The sequence below is a fragment of the gamma proteobacterium symbiont of Axiagastus rosmarus genome, from assembly GCF_059730925.1.
On sequence record NZ_AP035925.1, the window covers coordinates 248,256 to 272,165 of the forward strand.

The 23,910-nt window shown below is 57.8% G+C and carries 18 protein-coding genes and 1 pseudogene; 9 read left to right on the plus strand and 10 right to left on the minus strand.

What is annotated here, in order from left to right:
* Window positions 1-41: 41 nt before the first annotated feature.
* On the plus strand, window positions 42-1,226 hold the full coding sequence (locus AC6I8F_RS01105; protein ID WP_498028404.1) for a BaiN/RdsA family NAD(P)/FAD-dependent oxidoreductase: 1,185 nt from the start codon (window positions 42-44) through the stop codon (window positions 1,224-1,226).
* 454 nt (window positions 1,227-1,680) lie between these two features.
* A complete protein-coding gene (locus tag AC6I8F_RS01110; RefSeq protein WP_338670652.1) occupies window positions 1,681-2,028 on the plus strand; it encodes a hypothetical protein in 348 nt (115 codons plus the stop codon).
* A 176-nt stretch (window positions 2,029-2,204) separates the two neighbouring features.
* Here the strand turns inward: AC6I8F_RS01110 and AC6I8F_RS01115 are convergent, their stop codons facing one another.
* Window positions 2,205-2,825 carry a hypothetical protein gene (locus AC6I8F_RS01115; RefSeq protein ID WP_338670653.1) on the minus strand — a complete coding sequence of 207 codons (621 nt, stop codon included), beginning with the start codon at window positions 2,823-2,825 and terminating at the stop codon, window positions 2,205-2,207.
* A 229-nt stretch (window positions 2,826-3,054) separates the two neighbouring features.
* On the opposite strand from AC6I8F_RS01115, the gene AC6I8F_RS01120 reads away from it, so the two are divergent.
* The 3 genes from AC6I8F_RS01120 (at window position 3,055) to AC6I8F_RS01130 (ending at window position 7,667) form a co-directional block, all read left to right on the plus strand.
* Entirely contained in the window at window positions 3,055-3,681 is a 627-nt protein-coding gene (locus AC6I8F_RS01120) for a response regulator (protein WP_059012542.1), read from the plus strand.
* Between the two features lie 2 nt (window positions 3,682-3,683).
* On the plus strand, window positions 3,684-7,307 hold the full coding sequence (locus AC6I8F_RS01125) for a response regulator (RefSeq protein ID WP_498028405.1): 3,624 nt from the start codon (window positions 3,684-3,686) through the stop codon (window positions 7,305-7,307).
* Between the two features lie 90 nt (window positions 7,308-7,397).
* A complete protein-coding gene (locus tag AC6I8F_RS01130; protein ID WP_215480657.1) occupies window positions 7,398-7,667 on the plus strand; it encodes a hypothetical protein in 270 nt (89 codons plus the stop codon).
* 95 nt (window positions 7,668-7,762) lie between these two features.
* On the opposite strand, the gene AC6I8F_RS01135 is transcribed toward AC6I8F_RS01130, so the two are convergent.
* The 3 genes and pseudogenes from AC6I8F_RS01135 to AC6I8F_RS01145 all read right to left on the minus strand — a co-directional run.
* Window positions 7,763-9,163, minus strand: a complete 1,401-nt coding sequence (locus AC6I8F_RS01135; RefSeq protein WP_215480656.1) for an autotransporter domain-containing protein — start codon at window positions 9,161-9,163, stop codon at window positions 7,763-7,765.
* Window positions 9,164-9,311: 148 nt separating this feature from the next.
* Complete coding sequence (locus tag AC6I8F_RS01140; RefSeq protein WP_498028774.1) at window positions 9,312-12,161, minus strand: S6 family peptidase; 2,850 nt, start codon at window positions 12,159-12,161, stop codon at window positions 9,312-9,314.
* Between the two features lie 63 nt (window positions 12,162-12,224).
* Window positions 12,225-12,995, minus strand: a pseudogene (locus AC6I8F_RS01145) (S6 family peptidase); the annotation flags it as partial.
* A 169-nt stretch (window positions 12,996-13,164) separates the two neighbouring features.
* Between AC6I8F_RS01145 and AC6I8F_RS01150 the strand changes: the two are divergent.
* Window positions 13,165-13,512 (plus strand): hypothetical protein, encoded by a 348-nt coding sequence (locus AC6I8F_RS01150; protein ID WP_088516543.1) that lies wholly within the window; start codon window positions 13,165-13,167, stop codon window positions 13,510-13,512.
* Window positions 13,513-13,922: 410 nt separating this feature from the next.
* Here AC6I8F_RS01150 and AC6I8F_RS01155 read toward each other — a convergent pair whose 3' ends face one another.
* On the minus strand, window positions 13,923-14,417 hold the full coding sequence (locus AC6I8F_RS01155; RefSeq protein ID WP_215480654.1) for a helix-turn-helix domain-containing protein: 495 nt from the start codon (window positions 14,415-14,417) through the stop codon (window positions 13,923-13,925).
* Window positions 14,418-14,736: 319 nt separating this feature from the next.
* Here AC6I8F_RS01155 and AC6I8F_RS01160 point away from each other — a divergent pair, with 319 nt between their 5' ends.
* Window positions 14,737-15,759, plus strand: a complete 1,023-nt coding sequence (locus AC6I8F_RS01160) for an alpha/beta fold hydrolase (RefSeq protein WP_058780201.1) — start codon at window positions 14,737-14,739, stop codon at window positions 15,757-15,759.
* A 7-nt stretch (window positions 15,760-15,766) separates the two neighbouring features.
* Here AC6I8F_RS01160 and AC6I8F_RS01165 read toward each other — a convergent pair whose 3' ends face one another.
* From AC6I8F_RS01165 to proP, 3 genes are all read right to left on the minus strand, one after another.
* Window positions 15,767-16,741, minus strand: coding sequence for a GGDEF domain-containing protein (locus AC6I8F_RS01165; RefSeq protein WP_104094165.1), 975 nt, complete (start codon window positions 16,739-16,741; stop codon window positions 15,767-15,769).
* 116 nt (window positions 16,742-16,857) lie between these two features.
* The gene (gene hemB / locus AC6I8F_RS01170) at window positions 16,858-17,835 is read right to left on the minus strand and encodes a porphobilinogen synthase (RefSeq protein WP_031279816.1); all 978 of its coding nucleotides are present in this window, start codon (window positions 17,833-17,835) and stop codon (window positions 16,858-16,860) included.
* Between the two features lie 278 nt (window positions 17,836-18,113).
* Complete coding sequence (proP, locus tag AC6I8F_RS01175; RefSeq protein ID WP_021508120.1) at window positions 18,114-19,619, minus strand: glycine betaine/L-proline transporter ProP; 1,506 nt, start codon at window positions 19,617-19,619, stop codon at window positions 18,114-18,116.
* Window positions 19,620-19,977: 358 nt separating this feature from the next.
* Between proP and AC6I8F_RS01180 the strand changes: the two genes are divergently transcribed.
* Together AC6I8F_RS01180 and AC6I8F_RS01185 are read left to right on the plus strand one after the other, a co-directional pair.
* Complete coding sequence (locus tag AC6I8F_RS01180; protein WP_498001747.1) at window positions 19,978-20,769, plus strand: hypothetical protein; 792 nt, start codon at window positions 19,978-19,980, stop codon at window positions 20,767-20,769.
* Complete coding sequence (locus AC6I8F_RS01185; RefSeq protein WP_021508122.1) at window positions 20,762-21,232, plus strand: hypothetical protein; 471 nt, start codon at window positions 20,762-20,764, stop codon at window positions 21,230-21,232. Before AC6I8F_RS01180 ends, AC6I8F_RS01185 begins: the two co-directional genes overlap by 8 nt.
* A 27-nt stretch (window positions 21,233-21,259) precedes the next feature.
* Here AC6I8F_RS01185 and AC6I8F_RS01190 read toward each other — a convergent pair whose 3' ends face one another.
* Window positions 21,260-22,219 carry a D-2-hydroxyacid dehydrogenase family protein gene (locus AC6I8F_RS01190; RefSeq protein WP_260642069.1) on the minus strand — a complete coding sequence of 320 codons (960 nt, stop codon included), beginning with the start codon at window positions 22,217-22,219 and terminating at the stop codon, window positions 21,260-21,262.
* Window positions 22,194-23,798 (minus strand): EAL domain-containing protein, encoded by a 1,605-nt coding sequence (locus AC6I8F_RS01195; RefSeq protein WP_498028406.1) that lies wholly within the window; start codon window positions 23,796-23,798, stop codon window positions 22,194-22,196. The genes AC6I8F_RS01190 and AC6I8F_RS01195 overlap by 26 nt, the downstream gene beginning before the upstream one ends.
* Window positions 23,799-23,910: the final 112 nt, after the last annotated feature.

Genomic DNA, 23,910 nt, shown 5'->3' on the forward strand with positions numbered 1-23,910 from the left:
ATCTCTACAATCAGCGCCTTTCAATCAGGTGGGTTAAGGCCGTGGAAAAATTTGACGTTATCATTATTGGTGCAGGCGCGGCCGGCATGTTCTGCGCGGCACAGGCCGGGCAATTGGGCCGTCGCGTACTGCTGCTGGATAACGGCAAGAAGGCAGGGCGCAAAATCCTGATGTCCGGCGGCGGCCGCTGCAACTTCACCAATCTCTACACTGAGCCGGCGGCGTACCTGTCGCACAATCCACATTTCTGTAAATCGGCGCTGGCGCGTTACACCCAGTGGGATTTCATCGATCTGGTTAATCGTCACGGCATCGCGTATCACGAGAAAACCCTTGGCCAGCTGTTCTGCGATGACTCGGCGCAGCAGATTGTCGACCTGCTGCTGAAAGAGTGTGAAGCCGGCCAGGTGACGCTGCGGCTGCGCAGCGAAGTGCTGAGCGTGGCGCGCGACGACGACGGTTATACGCTGCAGCTGAATGGCTCGGCGGTTCGCGCGGAAAAGCTGGTGATTGCCAGCGGTGGACTGTCTATGCCGGGACTGGGGGCCACACCGTTCGGTTATAAGGTGGCGGAGCAGTTTGGCCTGCGCGTCCATCCAACGCGCGCCGCGCTGGTACCGTTTACGCTGCATAAGCCGCTGCTGGAGCAACTGAACACGCTTTCCGGCGTGGCGCTGCCGACCACCATTACCGCTCAGGACGGTACGCTGTTTAAAGAGGCGATGCTGTTTACCCACCGCGGCCTCTCCGGTCCGGCGGTGCTGCAGATCTCCAGCTACTGGCAGCCGGGCGAGTTTGTCACCGTCAATCTGTCGCCGGAGACCGCGCTGGACGATTTTATCGACGTGCAGCGCGCGGCGCATCCCAACCTCAGCCTGAAAAATAGCCTGGCGAAGATTCTGCCAAAGCGGCTGGTGGAAGTGCTGCAGGAGCTGCAGCAGATTCCGGACGTGACGCTGAAGCAGCTCAACAGCAAGCAGCAGAGCGAGCTGGTGACTACGCTGCACCAGTGGCGCGTGCAGCCAAACGGCACCGAAGGCTATCGCACCGCCGAAGTGACGCTGGGCGGCGTGGATACCACGCAGCTGTCGTCAAAGACCATGGAAGCACGTGATGTGCCGGGGCTCTATTTCATTGGCGAAGTGGTGGACGTGACGGGCTGGCTGGGTGGCTACAATTTCCAGTGGGCGTGGAGCTCGGCATGGGCGTGCGCGCAGGCGGTTTAATCGTTTGAAATCAGAGTGATCTTTCCCTCACCCTAACCCTCTCCCGCAAGCGGGAGAGGGAACTGACCAGTGCCGGTTGGGAAGAGGGAACTGGGCGGTGCTGGTAGGGGAAGAAGGAACTGGCTGGCGCGCCAGGGTGTAATCGGTCATCTTCAGCCTTTGCCTGCGAGCTTTTCACACTTGCCCCCGCTTCATGCCCCTTATTTTCCCCAGTTACGCACTGCCTTCCCCGCCCGCAGCGGACCGCTCCCTCTCCCGCTTGTGGGAGAGGGCCGGGGTGAGGGCAAACCCAAACCCAAACCCAAACCCAAACGACTAAGAATCTCCCCCATTTGTCAGACTGCACTGACCGGCGCGTAGGCCTGGTCTCATTAACCTTAAACCTGCCAGTCCTTAAAATAGCCTGAGGCCAGCCGGTCAGCACAGGGGAAGCGCAGGGATGAAAGACGCATACATGGATTGGTTCATTCACCACTTTATTCAGCCGCCGCGCCAGGCGCGCGTGCGTTTGCTGGCTTATACCGGCGGGCCGGTGGCAGCGCATCAGCTGGCGAACAGCCTGCCGCGCTGGCTCACAAACGATGTGCAGCACCTGCGACGCAGCATGATGCGCGAGTACCGGGCGCAGATTAACGGCATGGCGCATTTTCCGGCGCTGGTGACGGATTTCAATGACGCGCGCACGCTGGCGCTGGGGGAACTGCAGCCGCAAAGGTGTAAGCTAAGGCTGGTTATTAGCCCTGCAGCCGGGAAATTTTTCCTTTTCGACCAGACAGGCGATGTATGGATAGGTTGTATTTAACGTCTGATTTGTTTTGGACACGGCCATGGCAGGGGAAATTAAAGCCTGAAGGATACTGCTTCAACAAAATTGTGTCGCGCTGTTAAAGTTAGCATTTTGTTGTTATCGGATTATTCCCTCCGTGTTAAAAATCGAGCGCTGTTAACGCAAGAAAATTTTATTAACTGAAAGTGACATCATTGTGATGTCCTTGATGCGCACGCCAGCATGGCATTAAGCGATGAAAAACCGCTTCTTGCCAGGCAATTAATTTTGCTACGACTGATTTCACGTGGGTGCAGTCCCATCTCTCGGGCAATCAAAGACGGTTTCACTCCGCGTAATAAAGCGCAAATGACGCGTTTTTCACGTATGAGGGCGTTTTTCCCGATTAACTGTTCTTCAACCGATTCAGGTTTAGCTTGCAACAGATTATGTATTACCTGACGTAGTGTCGTTAAATTTTCTTTTTTCATTACTACATCACTGAAGTCTGCGTCCAGAAGCGTGCGACGCATCGCTGTAGTCTCTTCATCCAATAAAATCAACGTATTGCCTTTGAACCACTCAGGGATGAGAAGTAATTCTGCCAGACCTGCTGCATCACGAGGCAGGTCGGTAATCACTAAATCGGCATAACTAAACATGAGCTCATCTGATATCGCTTCTGGCGCACCCAGTATCGTTTGCACTTCACATCCCGGGAGTGAACGGCAAAGCTCGTGTAACCCCGTCAGTGCAAAATTGCAGCTTAGCGCAATAATGATTTTTTTTGGTTTATTATCGTCACCAGTGTTGAACAGAATATCCATTCCCATTTTTGTGCTCTTATTTTATGACGGTTTGTGAAATTGTTTACAGGGTGATTAATTGCGACATGAAGATCATACGATTAATGTTCTTACAAAGATATGGGATTGTTCATCGGTGCCGTGTAGGACGTGGCCTACGTTTTGTTATTTGATTATTATTGATTATTTGTTGAATTTATTAGTCTAATAGTTGGATAGAGGAAGTTTATATTTGGCTACTGACAGGAAATGAATCATGGCGAACTTTATCGTCGTCGACGATCATCCCATGGCGCGTATGGCTGTAACTTTTTTACTTGAAAAAGAAGGGCATACCTTAATTGCCGAAACTGATGATGGTCGCGAAGCACTCGAGCTGGTTGATCAGCATTACCCGGAAATCGTCGTAATGGATATTGATATTCACTCGATAAATGGTATTGAAGTAGTAAAAACTCTGCGCGCCAGGAGTTTTCCGGGTATTATTATTATCGTCTCAGGTAAGAATCAGAGTTTCTATGCAATACAGAGTATTCGCTGTGGCGCAAATGGTTTTATCAGTAAAAAAGACAATTTGCCGGAAATCATCACCGCAATTCGGGCGGCACAAAATGGTTATGGCTACTTTCCGTTAGCCGGTATTAATGCACCACCGGAACAGAGCAGCACTCATCCCGATATCCGGCTACTGGAATCGCTGTCGCCGCAGGAATTTCAGGTATTTAACTACCTGTTGAAGGGGCTGGATAACATGCGCATTGCTAACCGCATGAATCTTAGCAATAAAACCGTTTCTACTTATAAAAGCCGTCTGCTGGATAAGTTGCATTGTCAGAGCCTGCGCGATCTCTTTGCCTTTGCCAATCGTAATCATATGGAGTAGCGATGCTGCGCCTGGTCACTCTGCTTCTGCTGCTGTTGAGCCCGCTGCTGGCCGCCCAGCCGCAGCCCGAGATATTTCAGTTGTTCAGCCGTGAAAAGCTGGCACCGATGCATATTGAGTTGAGCGGTGACGAGTGGCGCTGGCTGCGCATTAAACATGAGCTGCGCATTGCGGTGTGGACACCGGAGCTGCCGCCTTACCTGATCTATCAGGAGGCAGCGGGCAGCGGCAACAGCGTGGAAGGGATTTACGCCGATTATCTGCAACTGCTGGCGCGTAATCTTGGCGTGCAGGCGGTGATGGTGCGTTATCCCAGCCAGGCGGCGGCGCAGGCGGCGGTGAAAAGTGGCGCGGCGGACGCCTTGTTTAACTCACCGGGGCGCGAACTGCACGATGCGGCGGCCTTCAGGGCAACAGACAGTTTTCTCATCAATCGTCCGGTGGTGATCGCCGCGGAGAAGCAGGCCTCACAGCCGGTGCCCTACGATGCACCGCTGCGCCTCGCCATGCGCGAAGGCTTTTTGACCGATGCACAAATCAAACAGCATTTCCCTGACGCCACCATCATGCGTTATCCCTCCAGCCAGGCGGCGCTGGCGGCAGTGGCCAGTGGCGAAGCGGACTATGCGCTCGGCAGCCTGCTGGCGGCAGCATTTCTGATTGAGCGTAGCTATGTCAATCAGCTGGCGCTGGCCGCGATTTTGCCGCAGGACGCGCTGTACGGCAGCCGTCTGGTGGTGAAAGCCGACAATCAGCCGTTGTTGCAAGCGCTGAATGCCGCCATCGCCGCCATTCCCGGCGAACAGCATCGGCTGATTTCGCGGCAGTGGACGCAGCGGCCGGACGTCTGGCGGCTGCAGGATCCGCTCAGCCTGACGCCGCGCGAGCAGCAGTGGCTGCAGCAGCATATGCAGGTGAAGGTGGCGTTCAATCCGTTCTCCGCACCGCTGGCGCTGCTGGATGAGCAGGGTGAATTTCAGGGCATCAGCGCCGATCTGCTGCATCTGATCCAGCTGCGCACCGGGCTGTTTTTCACCCCGGTGCCGGCGTATTCGTGGCGTGACGGCGTACAGCAGCTGGAGCAGCATCAGGTAGCGATGCTGGCAGCGATGGCGCAGGATGGCGGCCATCAGGAGGCAGTGCGCTTTACCCGACCTTACCTGAAGGTGCCGCTGGTGCTGCTGGTGCCGGACCAGCCCGATGCGCCGCAGGCGCTCTATCCCGGCATGAAGCTCAGTATCGTCAAAGGCAATCCGGCGCGTCAGGCGCTGCTGGATCGCTTCCCCACGCTGCAGCTGTCTGAAGTGGATAACGCCAGCCTGGCGCTGCAACTGTTGCAGGAGGGCAAGGTCGCCGGGCTGATCGATAACCAGCTGAGCGTGAACACGTTACTGGCGCGCTACGCGCAGCAGCCGCTGAAGATCGTGTCGCGTCTGGCGCTGCCGCCGGTGGAGCTGAGCTTTGCCGTCAGCCGCGATCAGCCGGAGCTGCTGAGCATTATTGATAAGGCGCTGGCCGACATTCAGCCGAGCGAAATCTCGCTGATTGCCAGCCGCTGGCAGGGCACACCGCAGACCACGCGCACCACCTGGCAGCTGTACCGCGCGCAGTTTTACGCCATTTCTCTGCTGACCGCGCTGCTGCTGATCGCCTGTCTGGCGTGGGTTTACTATCGCGGCAAAGAGGTGAAGCATCGCCGTCGCGCTGAAGCTGACCTGCAGGCTGAACTGCGCTTTCGCGATGCGCTGCTGAATGGCCTGCCAACGCCGGTCTACGTGCTGGATCGCAACTGGAACGTGGTCAGTGCTAACGGTGCGTTTCAGCGCTTTTTCGCCGGCGTCGACGCACAGCGCCTGAGTTTTTCGCTTTACGATCAGCGCCATCCGCTGTCGCCGCTCATCAGCAAACTCTATCCGCTGATGAGCCCGGAAGCGGTCAACGATCCGGAACTGGTGGCGCTGGCGCATAACAGTCTGTGGGGCGATACCGCCCAGGATCTGGAAATTGAGATCGAAAACGGCAGCGAAGCGCGCATGGTGCATCACTGGGCGCAGGAGCAGCGCGATGCGCAGGGCAATATCACCGGACTGATCTGCGGCTGGCAGGATGTCACCGCCTACGAGCTGCTGATGCTGGCGCTGCAGGCGGAGAAAAAGGTGGCGGATGAAGCCAACCGCGCCAAGAGTTCGTTCCTCGCCACCATGAGCCATGAGATCCGCACGCCGATCAGCGCCATCATCGGCCTGCTGGAGCTGGAAGGGCGCAAACAGCGCGATAACGAAGCCATTCAAATCGCCTACGAGTCGGCCAACACGCTGCTGGGGCTGATTGGCGATATCCTCGATATGGCCAAGATTGAGAGCGGTCAGCTGGAGCTGATGCCGGAGTGGGTCAGCACCGAGCAACTGGTGCTGCCGGTGGTGCGGTTGTTTGACGGCATGGCCAGCGGCAAAAATCTGACGCTGCACTACCACAGCGACACGCCGCCGGGGCTGGAAGTGTTTATCGATGCCGCGCGCTTCCGCCAGGTGATCGCCAATTACATCAATAACGCCATCAAGTTTACCCACGAAGGCGGCGTGGAAGTGCGGGTGATCGGCCATGAGTGGGAAGATGGCTCGCTGGAGCTGGAAATTGAGATCGAAGACAGCGGCGTGGGCATCAGCGCTGTCGACCAGGCCAAACTGTTTCAGCCGTTTGCCCAGACCGAAGAGGGGCGCAAGCAGACCGGCACCGGTCTTGGTCTGGTGATTAGCGCCCAGCTGCTGGAGAAGATGCAGGGCACCATGAACCTCAACAGCCAGCCGGGACGCGGCACGCTGATTCAGCTTAACGTGATGATGCCGGCACGCCGGGCGCGCAAGCTGCTGGAGAAAACCCGCGTGGCGCGCAGCCGTGCGCTGCCGCAGCTGAATATTCTGGTGGTCGACGACCATCCGGCCAACCGCCTGCTGCTGCGAAGCCAGCTCAGCGAGCTGGGTCAGCAGATCAGCGAAGCCAGCAGCGGCGAAGAGGCGCTGGCGCTGCTGGCGCATCAGGCGTTCGATCTGATTATCACCGACTGCAATATGCCGGGCATGAGCGGCATCGAACTGACGCAGACCCTGCGCCGCAGTGGCAACGCGGTGAAAATTTTTGGTCTGACGGCGAATGCGCAATCGGACGTGCGCGTGCGCTGTCTGGAAGCGGGCATGAACGCCTGCCTGTTTAAGCCGCTGAAAATTGACAAGCTGGCCGAGCTGCTGAGCAGCAACGAACCGGCCGCCGAAGTGCCGGCGCTGGATTCGCTGCTGTCGCTCGAATCGCTGCGCGCCATGGTGTATCACGACGATGCGATGGTGGCGAAGATGCTGGAGAAGGTTGGCGAGGAGAGCCGCAACGATATGCAGCAGTGCTGGCGCCATTTTGATGCGCAGGACTGGCCGGCGCTGGCTTCATCGCTGCATCGGCTGGGCGGATCGGCGCAGATCATTTATGCCGGGGAGATCGATGATCTGTGCGGGCAGATCGAGCGCGCCTGCCAAAGCGCTGAAGATCAGGAGGTCATCCGCGAAGGGCTTCTCCTGCTGGAAGAGAAACTGGATACGCTGAACCAGTCGGTAGTGCATTATTTGCAGGCGTCGTGATGGCGCGGTGCGGTCATTGAAATGCGCGATAAATCGCGCCGCTACGGTTTGTGCGACTGGATAATGCAGAAATCGCATCCGCAATAAATCATGATGGCGCGATTTCTCGCGCAGATATCTCTTCCATGTGATGCCGCTGATAACCGCACGAGTGGTAGCGGCGCAATTTATTGCGCAATGACGTTTATCAAAGCAAACATTTTCATCTTCACGCCGGTGCGCATGAATGCGCACCCTACGATGCTCTACAACCTTATTACAGACGTGCATGAATCTATCCACCGATTCACACCGGTGCGCATGAATGCGCACCCTACGGTACTGTGCAACCTTGCCACAGATGCGCATGAATACGCCTGACGACAAAACCTGTCCCGCATCGTTGTAGGGGCGCCATTTATGGCGACCAAACCACCCATCGCCAGCCATTCACCACCCCTTTCCTTATTATTAATTTAAAACGCCACTTTCACGCCACTCAGCACATTCCAGTCGCTCACGCCGGGGCGATCCAGCCGCTGCTGCACCTGCAACTGCGTGCCGACCTCCACGTTTTCATGCAGCTGCCAGCTGACGTAACCGCCCAGCTGGGCGCTGTGGCGGGCGCGCTCAATCGGTAATCCGCGCATATCGCCGGCATCCAGCGTATTCTGCCTGCCGCTGTGCCAGACATAACGCGCGTCCAGCCCAAGATTCACTGACGACAGCGGCTGATAGTCATACTTCACACCGCCAGCCAGGCTGAACTGCGGCGCCAGCTGATAGTTCACCTGTGCACCCTGTTGCTCGGTGAAATCCGCAATATGCAGCCACTGCACACCGGCTGCGGCCAGCGGCATCAGGCTATGCGCATCCTGCTGCCAGCGCCAGCCCGCTTCTGCGCCGATATTTCCGCTAACGGCGCTGATCCGCGCCACTTCCCCCTGGGTTTCATGGCGTAAAGTGCCGCGATAATGCGTCAGCCCCAGCGGTATCTCCAGCTGCCAGCCCTCAGGCGGCTGAATGCCAATCAGCGCATTAATGCCCTGGGTTTGCATACGCAGCTGGCTGCGCCCCGCCGGCGTATCCGACAGCATAGTCATCACGCCTTTATGCACGCCCGCACTGAAGGCCAGCGGGCTCTGTTCCGCTTCTGGCGTCCAGCGTGCACCCAGCATCCAGCCCTGATAGCGGCTGGTGGCATCGCTATCACCCTGCGCACTGCGATAGCGCTCGCCGCCGCTATAGCCATACACAAACAGGTTGTGATGATCATCCAGGCTCATCTGCCGGGCAGCGAAGTGGAAGCGGGTTTGCATGGTGTCGTTGAGAGCATACAGCATGTTGGGCAGGGCGAGATAGGTCGGGATTTGTGGCGCGGGTGTAAGCTGTGGCGGTTCCGGCTCAGGCGGCGGTGGCGGCGGCAATATGACAGCTTCGCCTTTACCGGGGTCGGGTATCGGAGCCACGACACCGGGATTATTAATATTCGGCAATCCTTCATCTTTCTCCCCGGTCAGGACCATGGTCTGTAACCGGTAATACCACAAGTGATGGCTGTTATTGCCGGCCAGCACGCTGCTTCTCACCAGGCCCGAGGTTGCCGGATTGATCTCATCAAACCACGAGCCGCGGGCGATCATTTTCCCAAGCTGTTTAATCCCTTCGCCGGTCTGGCGGCTGGCCTGCGCAAGCAGCGGCAGCTCAGGGATTTCCTGGGTTGATGGACCATGAAAGGATTCCGGTGGATGCGGAATATTCGCAGCGTTAACGTTATTATTTTGTAAGGGTGAAAATGCAGGGTAGCGCTCATCAGCGAATGCAGGAAGGCTATAACAGAACGTACTGATCACCAGCGTCAGCGGGGTAAGTTTCATATTCTCTTCCATGGATGAAAATAGCGAGAATCGCAAACCTAAAGCGACCGACTAACGTGGCAATTAAGTTTTGTCTGGTTTTTTTTCAGAAAAGCATAAAAAAGCCCGGTAAGACATGTCCCGGGCTGATGCGTGATGAGAGCCGCGATTAAAAACTGATTTTCACACCGGCCTGCAGATTCCAGTCGCTGATGCCTTCCTGCGTCAGGCGCTGCTGGCCCTGAAGCTGGGTGTTAAGCTCCAGATTATCCAGCACCTGCCAGCCGGCGTAACCGCTGTACTGCAGGCTGTTGCCGCCGCGTCCGGTGGCGAAGCGCGCCGCCTGCTGGCCGTCACCAATCGCCACCCCATCGCGCTGGCTGATGCGCTGCACGTAGCGCGTTTCCGCGCCCAGCTTCAGCTTCTCGTTGAGGCGGAAGTCGTATTTTACGCCGCCGGAGAGCTGCCATTGCAGCGGATTATCGTAGCTCACCTGTGCGCCGTCGCTGTCGGTGAAATCATTGATATCGAGCCACTGCGCATTCACACCGGCCACCGGCGTTAGCGCATGCGCGCCGGACTGCCAGCGCCAGCCGCTGTCGAGCCCGAGGTTTGCGCTGCGCGCTTTCAGCTGCGTCACGTTACCGCGCAGATCCGTGCTGACGCTGCCGCGATACTGCATCACGCCAGCCGGCACGGCCAGCTGCAGACCCTGATCGGGCTGCCAGCTCAGTAGCGCACTGGCGCCCAGCGTATCGATGCGGGCGTGACTGTTGCCGTCGCGCGCTTCCGGCGTGATGCTCAGGTTGCCTTTATTGACGCCGACGCTCAGCGCCAGCGCGGACTGCAGCGGGAAGCGGCTGCCAATCATCCAGCCCTGATAGCGGCTGTGAAAATCGTAGCCGTAATCCATAAAGCCGCCCGCGCTGTGATAGCGGTCGTCGCCGGTGTAGCCGGACACAAACAGATCCGGACGGCCCTCTGCGCCCGCCTGCTGCGCGCTGCTGCTGAACAGCGCTTGCAGATTGTGCGTCACGCTGTGGAAGGCGGCAGGCAGCGAGATGTAGGCCGGCACCTGCGGAATCACTGCCGCGCGCACCTTGCCCGGCTCCGGTTTTGGCTCTGGCTGCGGCACCTGCGGATTTTCCGGTTCCGGCTGCGGTTCTGGCTCGGGTTGCGGTTCAGGCTCGGGCTGCGGTTCAGGCTCCGGCTCCGGCAGGTAAGGTTCGCGGTTATCCCCTTCCGCCAGCAGAATGTTTTGCAGGCGGTAATCCCAGAACTGATCCCCTTCGCCCGCCACCAGACGCTCATCGCCACTGGCGCGGCCCGGTGCAAAGGCGTACAGACCGTAAGCCCAGGCGCCGCGCGCCACATAGCTGCCGGCCAGCTGGACGCTGTCGGCGTGCGCCTGGCCACCGACCTGCACCAGCGACACACCTTCATTGTTATCCGCTGCGCCGTTGTGGTTGCGATCGCTATCGATCCAGCTGGCCTGCGGTTTTACCGTCAGCCACAGCGGCGCATCGTCCGGCTGTTGCAGATCGCCATCGATCAGCAGGCGATCGCTGGCGTTATTGCGGAACGCGGAGTTCAGCACCAGCGCCGTGTCGCGCCCGTGGTGCAGATCGCCAAGGCGCATGGCTGACCAGCTGTCCGGCGCATTGTTCCAGCCCGGTGCCAGCGTGACGTTATCGGCGAGGCTGGCATGATTGATGACGCCGCCGCCGGAGAGCAGCGTGCCGGTGGCCATGTTCAGCGGCGTGTGCAGCCGGCCGCTCACTTCCAGCTCGCCCTGCTGCACTTCAATGCCCTGCTGGTTACTGACGTCACCGCTCAGCGTCAGCCGGCCGTCACCGCTTTTAATTATGCGGCCCTGGCCACTGATATTGGCGCTGATGGTGGAAGCCAGCTCGCCCAGCGTGCTGACGTACTGCGCGATATCGGCAATCAGGCTGGAAGCGGTGCCGCTCAGGTTGATGTCGCCGGCCAGCGTGGATCGCCCCAGCACGTTAAGCGTGGCCTCATCGGCCAGCGTGATATCGCCGGTAACGTGGGCGTGCTCAGCGACGGTTAGCGCGGCGTCCTGCGCCACCTGCAGCTGGTTGATGTGATACGTTTTGTCCTGCCAGTCATTGGCAAAGAACACCTTCCCGGCGTGTTCCACCTGTTCGCCGCTCAGCGTCAGCACACCGTCGGCCACCGCCAGCTGATTAAGCTGCGCGCCGCCGGCCAGCTGCCAGCGCTGATGGGTGGTCACGTTGAGGTTATCGCGTGAGTCCGCTTCGCCCAGCTCGCCGAGGAACAGGCGGTTATCGCCGGTGAGATCGAGATGCGCCAGCGTCTGGCTGCGGTTAACGATGCGCGCGCCACTGTCGTTGTGCAGGATATCGTCGAAGGTCAAATCGAGGCCGTTAACGTCCAGCGTACCGCCGCGATAGCCGAAGCGGATGTTGTCGGTGCTTAACTGATCGGCGCTGTTGAGTACCACGGTCGGGCGGCCGCTGAACAGGGTGACGGTGGAGAACGCCTGTTTACGCCCCTGCGCGTCGGCCTGCTGGTCGAGGATGACCGTGCCGTCGCCAACGTTAAGCGCGCCGGGATTGATGCCGCTGGCGTTAACGTGCAGCGTGCCGGCGCCGATTTTGTGCAGCGCATCATCCTGCAGGCCGTTAACCTGCCACAGCACGGTTTTGTCCTTGTCGACCTCTACGCCGCCGCCAGCCCAGCTGAAGTTGCTGTCGCCTGCGCCGCGCAGGATGTAGTCATTGGAAAAATGCAGGCGGCCGGCACCGAGATTGACCGACTGCGCCAGCTCGATGATGCCGCCTTCGCCGTTGAAGCGCAGATCTTTGGTGGCGTTGAGCTGTTCATTGCTGGCGCTGGCGGGTGCGGTTTCTGCCTGAGCCTGATCAAGCCCGTGCCATTGCCAGCTTTTGCCATCCTGCGTAATGCTGTCACCGCGCCATTCGAGGGTAGTGCCGCCGCTGTCTTCAACATCAGCATCCCTGACGGAATCCATTACCTCCTGCACATACTTCACATTAATTAAGGTACTGCCAGCGAAATGCTTGTAGGTGGTGCCACCACCATAAATGTTAGAATGGACGCCGAGTTGTATCCAGCGCTTGTCGATACTGTCCCAGGCAAATATCGGACTACCGCTATCACCCGGACGGGTACCAATGCTCAACGGAGAAAATGCCGGATTATCTGGCGCGAAGGTTCGCCACTTTATGTAGTAATGATAGAAAGTTGTAATGGCTTCGGGTTTGAAGGTTCCACCAGTGTTATAGACGTAGGCCCCATCGATGGGTATCAATTTACCGGTTTCGGGATCATCAATTTGCTGATAACCGGCACCCAGGCGTGCATATACGGTATAACGACTGCGATTTGCCAGAAAGTCTTCTTCGGTGATATATGGGGTAGGCGCGCTTTCAACAATTACCTTATTCACCCGCGGCAAGTGAAAATCTCTAGAAGGATCATCGTTATAGTTAATGCCGCGGTAAGTCGGCGCGAACCTGGCTTTGTTGCCTAAGTTCAGCGACAGGACATATCGAATATGTTTGGCGCCTGTGACAAAAGATGGTGCGATAAATGAGCTGAAACCCTCGTCGCTGACCATACTGAAGTCCGGCATCGGCACGTCCAGTACCTAGCCTTAAAAAGTGCCATCTTTGCGATAGAGGGGAATATCGGTGGCACTGATAGCATATTTGCCCCGGTTTTCGGCAAAATCGCGGTATTCCTGCACGTCAATGTCATGGCGCATAATCCCGGCATAGGGTGAACCGCTAAGGCATAAGGTACCAATCAGCAGCGCCAGCTGGCTTTTTTTCATGATGTTCATTCCCTGAATGACGAGGAAAATTGAGCGGGCTACTTTATAAGCACATCGGTGTATCACCCGTTAAGCCTCGTCTCAATCTGCCGGAGAAAAGCCTGAAAATGGCGTGCGGCATGGCGCGGCGAATCTGTTAAGATCGCGGCGGTTTCTTTTTCAGCTGGTCAATAAATCCATGTTAAAAATCAAATTCCTGCTGCCGCTGCTGCTGGTTATCAGTGCGCTGGTCTGGTGGCTGATGCCGCATTACAGCGATGAGGACAAGGCTTACTACATCGCGACCTTTTGTACGCTGACCCACGACGGGCGCGATAACAGCGCGCAGGCGATGCAGCAGATTATTGAAGGCGGTAATTCGGATTACGCGCTGCAGAAGATTCATTTCCAGTCCGGGCTGGCGGAGCATCTGCAAACGGTATGGCAGGATTTGTCGCCGCAACAGCAGCAGCAGGCGCGGCAGGACGCGTTTGTTTGTCGCCAGTTGATGTCAGATAAGCTGCTGCCGGGCCAGCCGGTGCGCTGAGGAATAACAGGGTTTCACCGGCCGGAAAATAACCGGGGGTGTTTCTGTTTGCAATGCCGAAAGGTCGCCATAAATGGCGACCCTACAGGAACGTTACACGGTTTTGTCAGATGCGCATTTATCCGCACCGTGTCAGGATAATTGCACGGTTGTAGAGTGCGCATTTATGCGCACCGCGACAGGATAATTGCACGGTTGTAGGGTGCGCATTTATGCGCACCGTGTCAGGATAATTGCACGGTTGTAGGGTGCGCATTTATGCGCACCGTAACAAGGTAATTGCACGGTTGTAGGGTCCGAATTTATTGCGCACCGCCCGGACAGGCACGGTGCACCTGAACATCAGCGCAATAAATCGCGCCGCTTCTACTCACGCGGTTATAAATATTTTCCCGAAATATCAGACGTGATTAACGTACCGCGCAGCTAATACGCGCTGGAAACTTCCCATTATTTTCGCTTACCGGATTACAAACCTGTTTTTCCTGCTCGCTGCGATTAAACCCGACTTTGCGACACAGCGCGCAGGGATCGTCACTATTACGCAGCAGGGCTTCGGCAGCATCGCTCAGCTGGCGTTTGCGGCAGAATAGCGGCGTGCAGCCCATCACCTGTTTAAACGAGCGGGTAAAGGATTGCTGACTTTCGAAATGGTATTTAACCGCCAGACTGATAATCGGCGTGCGGCTGAATTTCAGCTCGTTCACGCAACAAATCAGTTTCTTTTTGCGAATATAACGCGCCAGCGTTTCGTTATGGTAACGGGCAAACAGTTTCTGTAAATACCATTTGGAATAGCCAGATTTCAGTGCAATATCATCAATGCTCAAACGTTGATCCAGGTTGGCCATAATCCATTCGGTCACCGAATCAATCACCCCTTGGTTGTATTTTTGCTGCATCATTATGGTCCTCCAATAACTCGACACAGTGTAATTAAATTAAACTTTTTAAGCACTGGCGTAACGTAAAGTTTTATCAGGAAATGGCTTTTTTATTAATTGTCATCAAGACTGGTCTTGTTTATCGTGAAATTAATCACCGACATGTTGTGATGATGTTGAATAGTTGCCGTAATTACGGCCGTTATTATTAACGCAAATGGGTTATCGCTTTGCGCGGCTTAACAGTTAAAGGTGTGACGGGCGGCGGCACGGCGCATCAATATCCACCGGCGGTTTTCGTGCCAGACTGAGGGTTTTTCCCCTGTACAGAAGAGGTCACATGACGTTTCGTTTTCGATTAAAACCGTTACTCAGCGTAGCGCTGACGTCAGCGATGCTGTGCGGCACGCTCAGCGCGCAGGCCGCAGAGGCCGTGTATGGCGAGCAGCTGGAGGGATTTCACTATCCTTATCCGTTGCAGCATTTTACCTTCTCCTCCCAGCAGCAGTCGCTCAGCATGGGCTATATGGACGTGAAGCCGGCGCAGCAGGCTAATGGTCAGACAGTGGTGCTGATGCACGGTAAAAACTTCTGCGCTGCCACCTGGGAAGACACCATCAACGCGCTGAGCCAGCAGGGCTATCGCGTGATTGCGCCGGATCAGATTGGTTTCTGCACCTCCACCAAACCCGCCCGCTATCAGTACAGCTTCCAGCAGCTGGCGCAAAATACTCATCAGCTGTTAGCGCAGCTCGGCGTTGAGAAAGCGGTGATCGTTGGCCACTCGACCGGCGGTATGCTGGCGACGCGTTACGCACTGATGTATCCGCAGCAGACGCAGAAGCTGGTGCTGGTCAATCCGATTGGCCTTGAGGACTGGAAGGCGAAGGGCGCGCCGTGGCGCTCAGTGGATCAGTGGTATCAGCGCGAGCTGAAGCTCGATGCGGCGGGCATTAAGAAATATGAGCAGCACACTTATTACAGCGGCCAGTGGAAGCCGGAATATGACAAATGGGTGCAGATGCTGGCCGGGCTGAATAAAGGACCGGGGCATGAGAAAGTGGCGTGGAACTCGGCGCTGATCTACGACATGATTTTCACCCAGCCGGTCTATTACGAGTTTAAAGACCTGAAGGTGCCGACCACGCTGATGATCGGCACGGCCGATACCACAGCGATTGGCAGCGATATCGCTTCACCGGCGGTGAAAGCGCAGCTCGGCCATTACAATGTGCTGGGCAAACAGGTGGCACAGCTGATTCCCGGCGCGCGACTGATTGAGTTCCCCGGCATGGGGCACGCGCCGCAGATGGAAGCGCCAGCGAAGTTTAATCAGACGCTGATTGACGACCTGGCGCATTAAGGAGCGGCTATCTGCGCGGCTGCCTTTTCTGGTACTTGGCGGCGTACATGCGTGCGTCGCTGCTTTCCAGCAGCTGCTCCAGCGATTGCGGCTGCTGCGGATCAAATTCCACGATGCCCGATGAAAACTGCAGCGTGTAACGCCGCTCCAGATCCTGCATCTGTTTATGCAGATAGTGGGCGAAGCGCGCCAGCGTCGCTTCCGCCTCGTCCTGACGAATGCCGTTCAGCAGCACCACAAACTCATCACCGCCGAGTCGGGCAAAGATATCGGCATGGCGAAAACTCACCTTCATGGCATCGGCAAAGTCCATCAGCGCGCGGTCGCCCTCGCGGTGACCATGCCGGTCGTTGATGGCCTTGAAGCCGTCGAGATCGAGAAACGTCAGGCTGGCGGGCAGTTGTCTCAGCAGGCACTCATTCAGCGCCATCTGTCCCAGCGTCATAAAGCCGCGCCGGTTGGTGATTTGCGTCAGCTCATCGGACGTCGCGGTCTGAAACGCTACCAGCTCGGCTTCGGCCATGGCCGCCAGATCGCGCAGCGCGTGCAGATCCTCCGCGTTAAACTGGCGCGCATGATTATCGATGATGCACAGCGTACCGACTTTGGCACCAGACGGCGTGCGCAGCGGATAGCCCGCGTAGAAACGCACCGGATTGTCTGCATCGGTAACCAGCGGATTATCGCTGAAGCGCGTGTCGGCCAGCGCGTCCTCGACCACCATCACCTCATCCTGCAGAATGGTATGACCGCAAAAAGAGATGTTACGCGCGGTGGTTGGCCGATCAAAACCGTCGCTGGATTTAAACCATTGATAGTCATTCTCCAGCAGACTGACCATCGCGACCGGAACGTCAAACAGACGTCGGGCGAGGCGGGTTAAACGGTCAAAACGCTCTTCTGTGGGTGTGTGCAGAATGTTGAGCGCACGTAACTGGGCCAGACGCTGTGATTCGTCCGCAGGCAGTGCAGGTGCTTTCATCGCGTAACTCTTGTTAATGATGGATGTGTTACAGCAAACCGGATGTCGTGCCCGCGCAGGGACAGAGAGCACTAAACAACCGCGGCAATGCGCGATTGTTTAGCGTAACGAGAGGATCAGAGCACTTTTTGCTCGGCAAGATCAAGGGCGAAATAGCTGAAAATGAGATCGGCACCGGCACGTTTTATGGCACCTAAGCTCTCCAGCACTACGTTGCGTTCATCGATGGCGCCCGCCTGAGCGGCAAATTTGATCATCGCATACTCACCGCTCACCTGGTAAGCCGCCAGCGGCAGCGTGGTGCGCTCGCGGATATCACGCAGGATATCGAGGTAAGCGCCTGCCGGTTTGACCATCAGCGAATCTGCACCTTCCGCTTCATCAATCAGCGACTCGCGAATCGCTTCACGGCGGTTCATCGGGTTCATCTGATAGGTTTTGCGGTCGCCTTTCAGCGCGGTGCCCGCTGCTTCACGGAACGGGCCGTAGAACGACGAGGCGAATTTGGTGGAATAGGACATGATAGCGGTATCGGTAAAACCGGCCGCGTCCAGCGCCTGGCGAATCGCTTTCACCTGGCCATCCATTGCTGCTGATGGCGCGATGAAGTCGGCACCGGCCTGCGCAGCAACCACCGCCTGTTTGCCGAGGTTAATCAGCGTCTGGTCGTTGTCGACGCCGTGATCGCACAGCACGCCGCAGTGGCCGTGGCTGGTGTATTCACAGAAGCAGGTATCGGACATGACAATCATTTCCGGCACCGTGTCTTTGCAGATGCGCGACATGCGCGCCACGAGGCCGTTTTCGTTCCATGCATCGCTGCCGGTGGCATCGGTGTGGTGCGAGATACCGAAGGTCATGACCGAACGGATACCGGCTTTGGCGATGCGTTCGATTTCGTACGCCAGACGTTTTTCCGGAATGCGCATCACGCCCGGCATGGCGTTGATTGGCACGTAATCATCCACGCCTTCTTCAACGAAGATCGGCAGGGCCAGATCGTTCAGGCTGAGGTGGGATTCCTGGAACAGTTCGCGCATTGACGCGCTTTTGCGCAGTCTTCTTGGGCGCTGAATGAGATTGAAATCAGACATGCTCGGTTAACTTATGCTGGTGAAAAAAGTGGCGACAGTTTACCCCTTTTCGCCGGGTAGCATGAAGGATTGTGTGCGGTGCGGGCCGGGCGTTGTTGCCGGTCGGCATCAATGCCGACCCTACAGCGCACCAGGCAACTGCAGCATCCCAACCCGCCGTTACCCGTAGGGTGCACATTCATGCGCACCTGGAAGCATCACCGCAGCACACACATGCTCACGCACCCGGCCACCGCAAAAACAAAACTCCCGCCGGGTGGCGGGAGTGAAAGGGCAGATTACTCGTTGATGTCCGGGTGCTGCTGCACCAGGTTTTTCCGCTTCGCCTCAAGGCGGGCGATCTCTTCATCAATATCTTCAATCTTCTGCTCGATATTGTCGTGATGCTCCTGCAGGATCTCACGCGCTTCTTCGAGGTCCGATGCCGCCGGTGTCGCGCCGCGCAGCGGTTTGTTGGCGGTCTCTTTCATGTACAGACCGGTCACCAGACCGACCACCGCCACCACCATCAGGTAGTAAGCCGGCATATACAGATTGTTGCTGGCTTCCACCGCCCAGGCGGTCACGGTTGGCGTCAGGCCGGCAATCAGAATCGAGATGTTGAAGGCGCTGGCCAGCGCACTATAACGAATGTGCGTCGGGAACATCGCCGGCAGCGACGAGGCCATCACGCCGGTGAAGGCGTTGAGGATCACCGCCAGCAGCAGCAGACCGGCAAAAATCAGCCCCAGTACGTTACTGTTGATCAGCATAAAGGCCGGAATCGCACAGAAGAACAGGGCGATACTGCCGACGATCACGAACGGACGACGGCCGAAGCGGTCGCTCAGCATGCCCATCACCGGTTGCACAAACAGCATCCCCATCATGATGGCGATGATAATCAGCACGCCGTGATCTTCCGAGTAGTGCAGGTTATGCGACAGATAGCTCGGCATGTAGGTCAGCAGCATGTAATAGGTCACGTTGGTGGCAAGCACCAGACCGATACAGGCCAGCAGGCTTTTCCAGTGTTTGCTGGCGATCTCTTTAAACGACACTTTCGGGCCGTCGCGCAGACCTTCGCGGTCACCTTGCTCCAGCTTCTCAACATGCTGCTGGAACGCTGGGGTCTCTTCCAGTGCGTGACGCAGATACAGGCCGATAATGCCCAGCGGCAGCGCGAGGAAGAACGGAATACGCCAGCCCCAGTCGAGGAATTTCTGCTCGCCAATCACCGTTGAGATCAGCACCACCACGCCCGCGCCCAGTACGAAGCCGGCAATCGAACCGAAGTCCAGCCAGCTTCCCATGAAGCCGCGCTTACGGTCCGGCGAATATTCGGCGACGAAGATTGACGCACCGGTATATTCCCCGCCTACCGAGAAGCCCTGCGCCATTTTCGCCAGCAGCAGCAGTATCGGTGCCCAGATGCCAATCGAGGCGTAAGACGGTATCAGGCCGATACAGAAGGTACTGATCGACATGATGACAATGGTAATCGACAGGATTTTCTGGCGACCGTATTTATCGCCCAGCATGCCGAAGAACAGGCCGCCCAGCGGACGGATCAGGAACGGCACCGAGAAGGTCCCGAGCGCGGCAATCATCTGCACGCCTGGCGAGGCGTCCGGGAAGAACACTTTACCCAGCGCGTAGGCCACAAAGCCATAAACACCGAAATCGAACCATTCCATCGCGTTACCGAGTGACGCGGCGGTAATGGCCTTACGTAAACGAGCGTCATCGATAATCGTGACGTCATCCAGCCCAATAGGTTTTACACGCTTCCTACGTAATTTCATGAGGTTACCCTGTATTGGAATTCAAAAAGTCCTCAACGCTGCGGACTCGGTGGAGCGTTCAGTCCGCGGCGTTGAGAAAATTAAAGCATAGCCGTGAAAGTGGTTTTTTCCCTAGCCTGCCAAAGCAATTATTACTCAGGTAATTATTGCATCCCGCGACAGAGTATACCGTTTAAATGTGATATTTGTCATGTTTCCGCCAATAACTGGCTATTTTTTGGCTAAAACTATGGCCGTTTTGGTCCGCAATCGCGGCAAAAAAATTGTCTGAATCGCGACGCAGGCCGCAGCGTAGATGCGCGGGCGAGCGAAAATATCTATACTTGCGCCAGTTTCTCTGCCGGAGATCGGGCGCCGCATGGCACGCTTTGTTTTATTTGCAAAAAGTCTCTGTTTTGACGTTGACCAGCAGGTCCTCTTCCCGGTGCAGTCGCCCGCGCACCGCGTGGCACTGACGCCGCTGCAAACCGCTATTCTGCGGCGCGTAATTGATGCGGATGGCAAACTGGTGCGCAACCAGACCCTGCATGCGTTGTTCCAGCGCGTCCCCAGCGACACACCGTTCGCCGAACGCCTGACGGCCACCATTGCCGCCATCAATCAGCAGGCGCAGCTGGCACGCGCGCCGGGGCCGCTGGTGCATCAGGTGCCGCTGATTGGCTGCGTGCTGGCCGATCAGGTCGATGTGGCGCCGCTGAGCGATGAGCCGGTGGCTGCGCCAGCGGCAGCGGTGGTCAGTCCGCAACCTGCGCCCGCGCCGGCCAGCGTAAAGAAAAAGCGGCCTGTGCTGCGCTGGGTAATCGTTGCGCTGCTGCTGGTGAATGTCGCGCTGGCGCTGCTGGCACGCCAGATGTTTGCGCCTGTGCAGCACGATGCGCTGGATTTCCGGCCGCTGCTGCGCATTCAGAACAGCCAGGTGTTTATCCCCAGCCACCTGAAAGCCGATTCGTGGGTGGTGCAGGACGCGCTGCGCCGCTATCGGCAGTGGCAGCCGCGCCTGCCGGATGGCTCAGCGCCGCCGATGGTGTACATCAACCCGGTGCGCACCCGACTCTTTTCCAGCACCTTCCTGTGCGCCAAACCGATCGCGCAGAAGGACAACGAATGTATTTCATGGATGGTGTCCGCGCAGGAGATACCCGATGCGTAAAGCGATAATCACCACGGCGGTGGTGCTGGCCTTTGTGCTGCCGTGGGCGCTGGCGCTGCTGCTGCGGCCGGCAGAACCGGTGCCGGAGTGGTGTGAAGTACCGTATCGTATTGATCATGAAGGCGCGCCGGCTGGCGCGATTGATGCCACTATTCGCACGCGCTTTAAGGCGGACGGCAGCGGCAGCTCAACGCTAACCGGCACCGTCACGGTACGCGATCGCCACTATCGCCTGCATCGCGTATCCGATACCACCTGGCGCCGCCAGGGCGATTTCATGCTCAGCACCACGCGCAACGTACGTATTCTGGCAGACGACACCGTACCGCCCGCGCTGGCGGCGCAGATTGTGTTTTCGCCAGCGCGCGAGGGCAATAACGATTATTACCAGATGTACCAGCTGCCCAATGGCGACCAGATGATTAATTATGCCGGGCTGCCGCGCCTGTACTGCCACAGCTAACCCTGGTGCTGTCGACGCGCCGGGGGCTTAAAGCAGCGAGCGCAGCGGCGCGCCGTGCAGCCAGCCAGCAATATCTTCCACCGCCTCGCTGAAGTAGGTGCGGTAATTAGTGTCGGCGACGTAGCCCAGATGCGGCGTCGCCAGCACGTTCGGCAGCTGACGCAGCGGATGATCGGCCGGTAGCGGCTCCTGTTCAAAGACATCCAGCCCGGCGCCCGCCAGCTGACCAGACTGCAGCGCGCTGATCATCGCCTGCTGATCGACAATCCCGGCGCGCGAGGTGTTAATCAGCAGCGCGCCCGGCTTCATGTGCGCCAGCGCCGCGTCGTCCAGCAGATGACGGGTGCGCTCACTCAGCACCAGATGAATCGATACCACATCGCTCGCCCTGAGCAGCGCCGGCAGCGAAGCCATCTTCTCTGCGCCGCACGCCGCTGCGCGTGCTTCGCTCAGGTTCTGGCTCCAGGCGCACACGCGCATGCCAAAGGCGCGCGCCACGTTAGCCATCTCACCGCCAATCTTGCCCAGCCCAAGCAGGCCGAGAGTTTTGCCGTGCAGCGCCATGCCCAGCGTATGCTGCCACGCACCGTTGCTGCGCAGCGCCTGGCTTTCCGCCGGAATATGGCGTGCCAGACCGAGCAGCAGCCCCCAGCTCAGTTCCAGCGGCGCCGCGCTGCTACTGGCGGTGCCGCACACCGCAATCAGCCGTTCGGCACAGGCGTGCAGATCGATTGAGGCATTGCGCATGCCGGAGGTGACAATCAGCTTCAGATTGGGCAGGCGGCCTATCAGCCGGGCGCTGAGCGGCGTGCGTTCGCGCATCACCACCAGGATGTCGGCGTGGGCGATGTGAGCGACCAGTTCATCTTCGTCGGCGTAGTGGCGGTGCAGCGCGGTAGTTTGTACCTGCGGTTGCAGCGATGCCCAGTCGGCCAGCGACAGGGCAACATTTTGATAATCATCAAGAATGATGCAGTTCAGGCTCATGGTGGTCCTCAACGGGAAGCGGTTGGCGCCCCTGCTGATTAAGCCAGGCGCGAAGCTGGTTATTGTCCATCGGACGGGCGTAATAATAGCCCTGAATAAATACCACGCCACGCTGCTGCAGATACTGAAATTGCAACGCGGTTTCTACCCCTTCACCCAGTACCTCGAGCTGCAGCTTGTGGCACAGATTGATGATGGCATCCAGCACCGGGGTTTCGATCTCCAGTCCTTCAATGGCGTTGATAAAGCCGCGGTCAATCTTCAGGTAATCGAGCGGGAAGGTCATCAGATAGGAGAGCGCGCAGTGGCCGGTGCCGAAGTCGTCAATCGCCACCTTCATGCCGAGTGACTGCAGATAGCGCAGCTTGCGCGACACCGCGTCGCCGTCCTCGATCAGGCTGCGCTCGGTAAGCTCCAGCGTGATCAGCATCTGTTTGTCACGGATGTTGCGGGCAAAACGCATCATGTCCTGTACAAAATCAGGGTGTTGCAGATGCTCAGCCGCGAGGTTAAAGCCAATATGGAAGCCCGGTTCAACCTGCCAGCTCTGGATATCTTCCGCCATCATCGCCAGCAAATGCTGGGTCAGCGGCACGATCATGCCTTCCGCTTCGGCATGGCTGATGAAGATGTCCGGGCGGATCATTTCGCCGTTGGGCCGCTGCCAGCGCATCAGCGCTTCCGCACCGGTGCAGCGCTGAATCCCGGTGCTGTACACCGGCTGATAGTGCACCGTGAACTCACGGTTGCGTATCGCCCGGCGAATTTCATCCGCCCATGAGAGGCGGCGGCGCAGCCAGTTGGCGGTCAGCACCATCAGCAAAATCGAAAAGATGGCGGCCATTGGCAGGAAAATAAGCAGCGCCTGACGCCAGGCTTTGATCAGCTCGGCGGCGGGTACCGTCACGCTGACGCTGATTGGATAGCGGCTGGACTCCGCCTGATAGTTGGCGCTGCTGAGGTACAGCAGCTCTGGCTGGTCGTCCGGACCGCTGGCGATGGGGCTGCCGCCGTTGAAGCGCAGGCTCATCTGATAACGGTTCGACTCACCGATGGCGCGCATGAAGTCCATCAGATACTGGCCATCAATCACCGCCCAGAAACCGCTGCTGTCCGGCAGGTGACGCACGAAAATCACCGCCGGGCGATCCGGTACGCCGGAGGTGCCGCGAATCGACAGGCTCCACCAGGCTTTGCCGGTCACCGGCGGTGACTGCATCATCATCCCGGCCAGCGTGTCGTGCTGCAGCCCGTAAGCCGACGAGCAGGTGATTTCGCTGCCCTGCAGGGTACCAATCGAGCGGAAGTAGGCGTTAAGGGTGCCGGCGCGCTGCAAATCTTCATCAATATCGGCGCAGCGACGATTCTGGTACTGACGCAGGCGGGTCACCATATCCCAGGCGCTGTCGCTCATCTTTTCTGCCTGCGTCAGCAGGGCATTGGCGGTGGCAATTTGCTGCTGGCTGACCGTATGGCGCGCCTCAATGGCTGTGCAAAATATGCCCAGCACCAGCGGTAATAACCCGGCACAGACAATCAACAGCCAGCCAAAATCGCGTTGTCGTTTTTGCAGAGGCACCAGACTTTCCTCGGTCGGTTTAAGCAGCATTCAGGAAGCGCGTTACGGCGTCAGCAGCATAACACTTTCCCGCGGCCGTGCATGTTAGCGTTTTGATTTTCCACCAATCTGA

Coding starts and splice junctions, on each gene's coding strand:
- AC6I8F_RS01110 (WP_338670652.1), top strand. CDS start 1,681: ATGGATTGGTTCATTCACCACTTTATTCAGCCGCCGCGCCAGGCGCGC.
- AC6I8F_RS01115 (WP_338670653.1), bottom strand. CDS start 2,825: ATGGGAATGGATATTCTGTTCAACACTGGTGACGATAATAAACCAAAA.
- AC6I8F_RS01120 (WP_059012542.1), top strand. CDS start 3,055: ATGGCGAACTTTATCGTCGTCGACGATCATCCCATGGCGCGTATGGCT.
- AC6I8F_RS01125 (WP_498028405.1), top strand. CDS start 3,684: ATGCTGCGCCTGGTCACTCTGCTTCTGCTGCTGTTGAGCCCGCTGCTG.
- AC6I8F_RS01130 (WP_215480657.1), top strand. CDS start 7,398: ATGATGGCGCGATTTCTCGCGCAGATATCTCTTCCATGTGATGCCGCT.
- AC6I8F_RS01135 (WP_215480656.1), bottom strand. CDS start 9,163: ATGAAACTTACCCCGCTGACGCTGGTGATCAGTACGTTCTGTTATAGC.
- AC6I8F_RS01140 (WP_498028774.1), bottom strand. CDS start 12,161: ATGGATTCCGTCAGGGATGCTGATGTTGAAGACAGCGGCGGCACTACC.
- AC6I8F_RS01150 (WP_088516543.1), top strand. CDS start 13,165: ATGTTAAAAATCAAATTCCTGCTGCCGCTGCTGCTGGTTATCAGTGCG.
- AC6I8F_RS01155 (WP_215480654.1), bottom strand. CDS start 14,417: ATGATGCAGCAAAAATACAACCAAGGGGTGATTGATTCGGTGACCGAA.
- AC6I8F_RS01160 (WP_058780201.1), top strand. CDS start 14,737: ATGACGTTTCGTTTTCGATTAAAACCGTTACTCAGCGTAGCGCTGACG.
- AC6I8F_RS01165 (WP_104094165.1), bottom strand. CDS start 16,741: ATGAAAGCACCTGCACTGCCTGCGGACGAATCACAGCGTCTGGCCCAG.
- hemB (WP_031279816.1), bottom strand. CDS start 17,835: ATGTCTGATTTCAATCTCATTCAGCGCCCAAGAAGACTGCGCAAAAGC.
- proP (WP_021508120.1), bottom strand. CDS start 19,619: ATGAAATTACGTAGGAAGCGTGTAAAACCTATTGGGCTGGATGACGTC.
- AC6I8F_RS01180 (WP_498001747.1), top strand. CDS start 19,978: ATGGCACGCTTTGTTTTATTTGCAAAAAGTCTCTGTTTTGACGTTGAC.
- AC6I8F_RS01185 (WP_021508122.1), top strand. CDS start 20,762: ATGCGTAAAGCGATAATCACCACGGCGGTGGTGCTGGCCTTTGTGCTG.
- AC6I8F_RS01190 (WP_260642069.1), bottom strand. CDS start 22,219: ATGAGCCTGAACTGCATCATTCTTGATGATTATCAAAATGTTGCCCTG.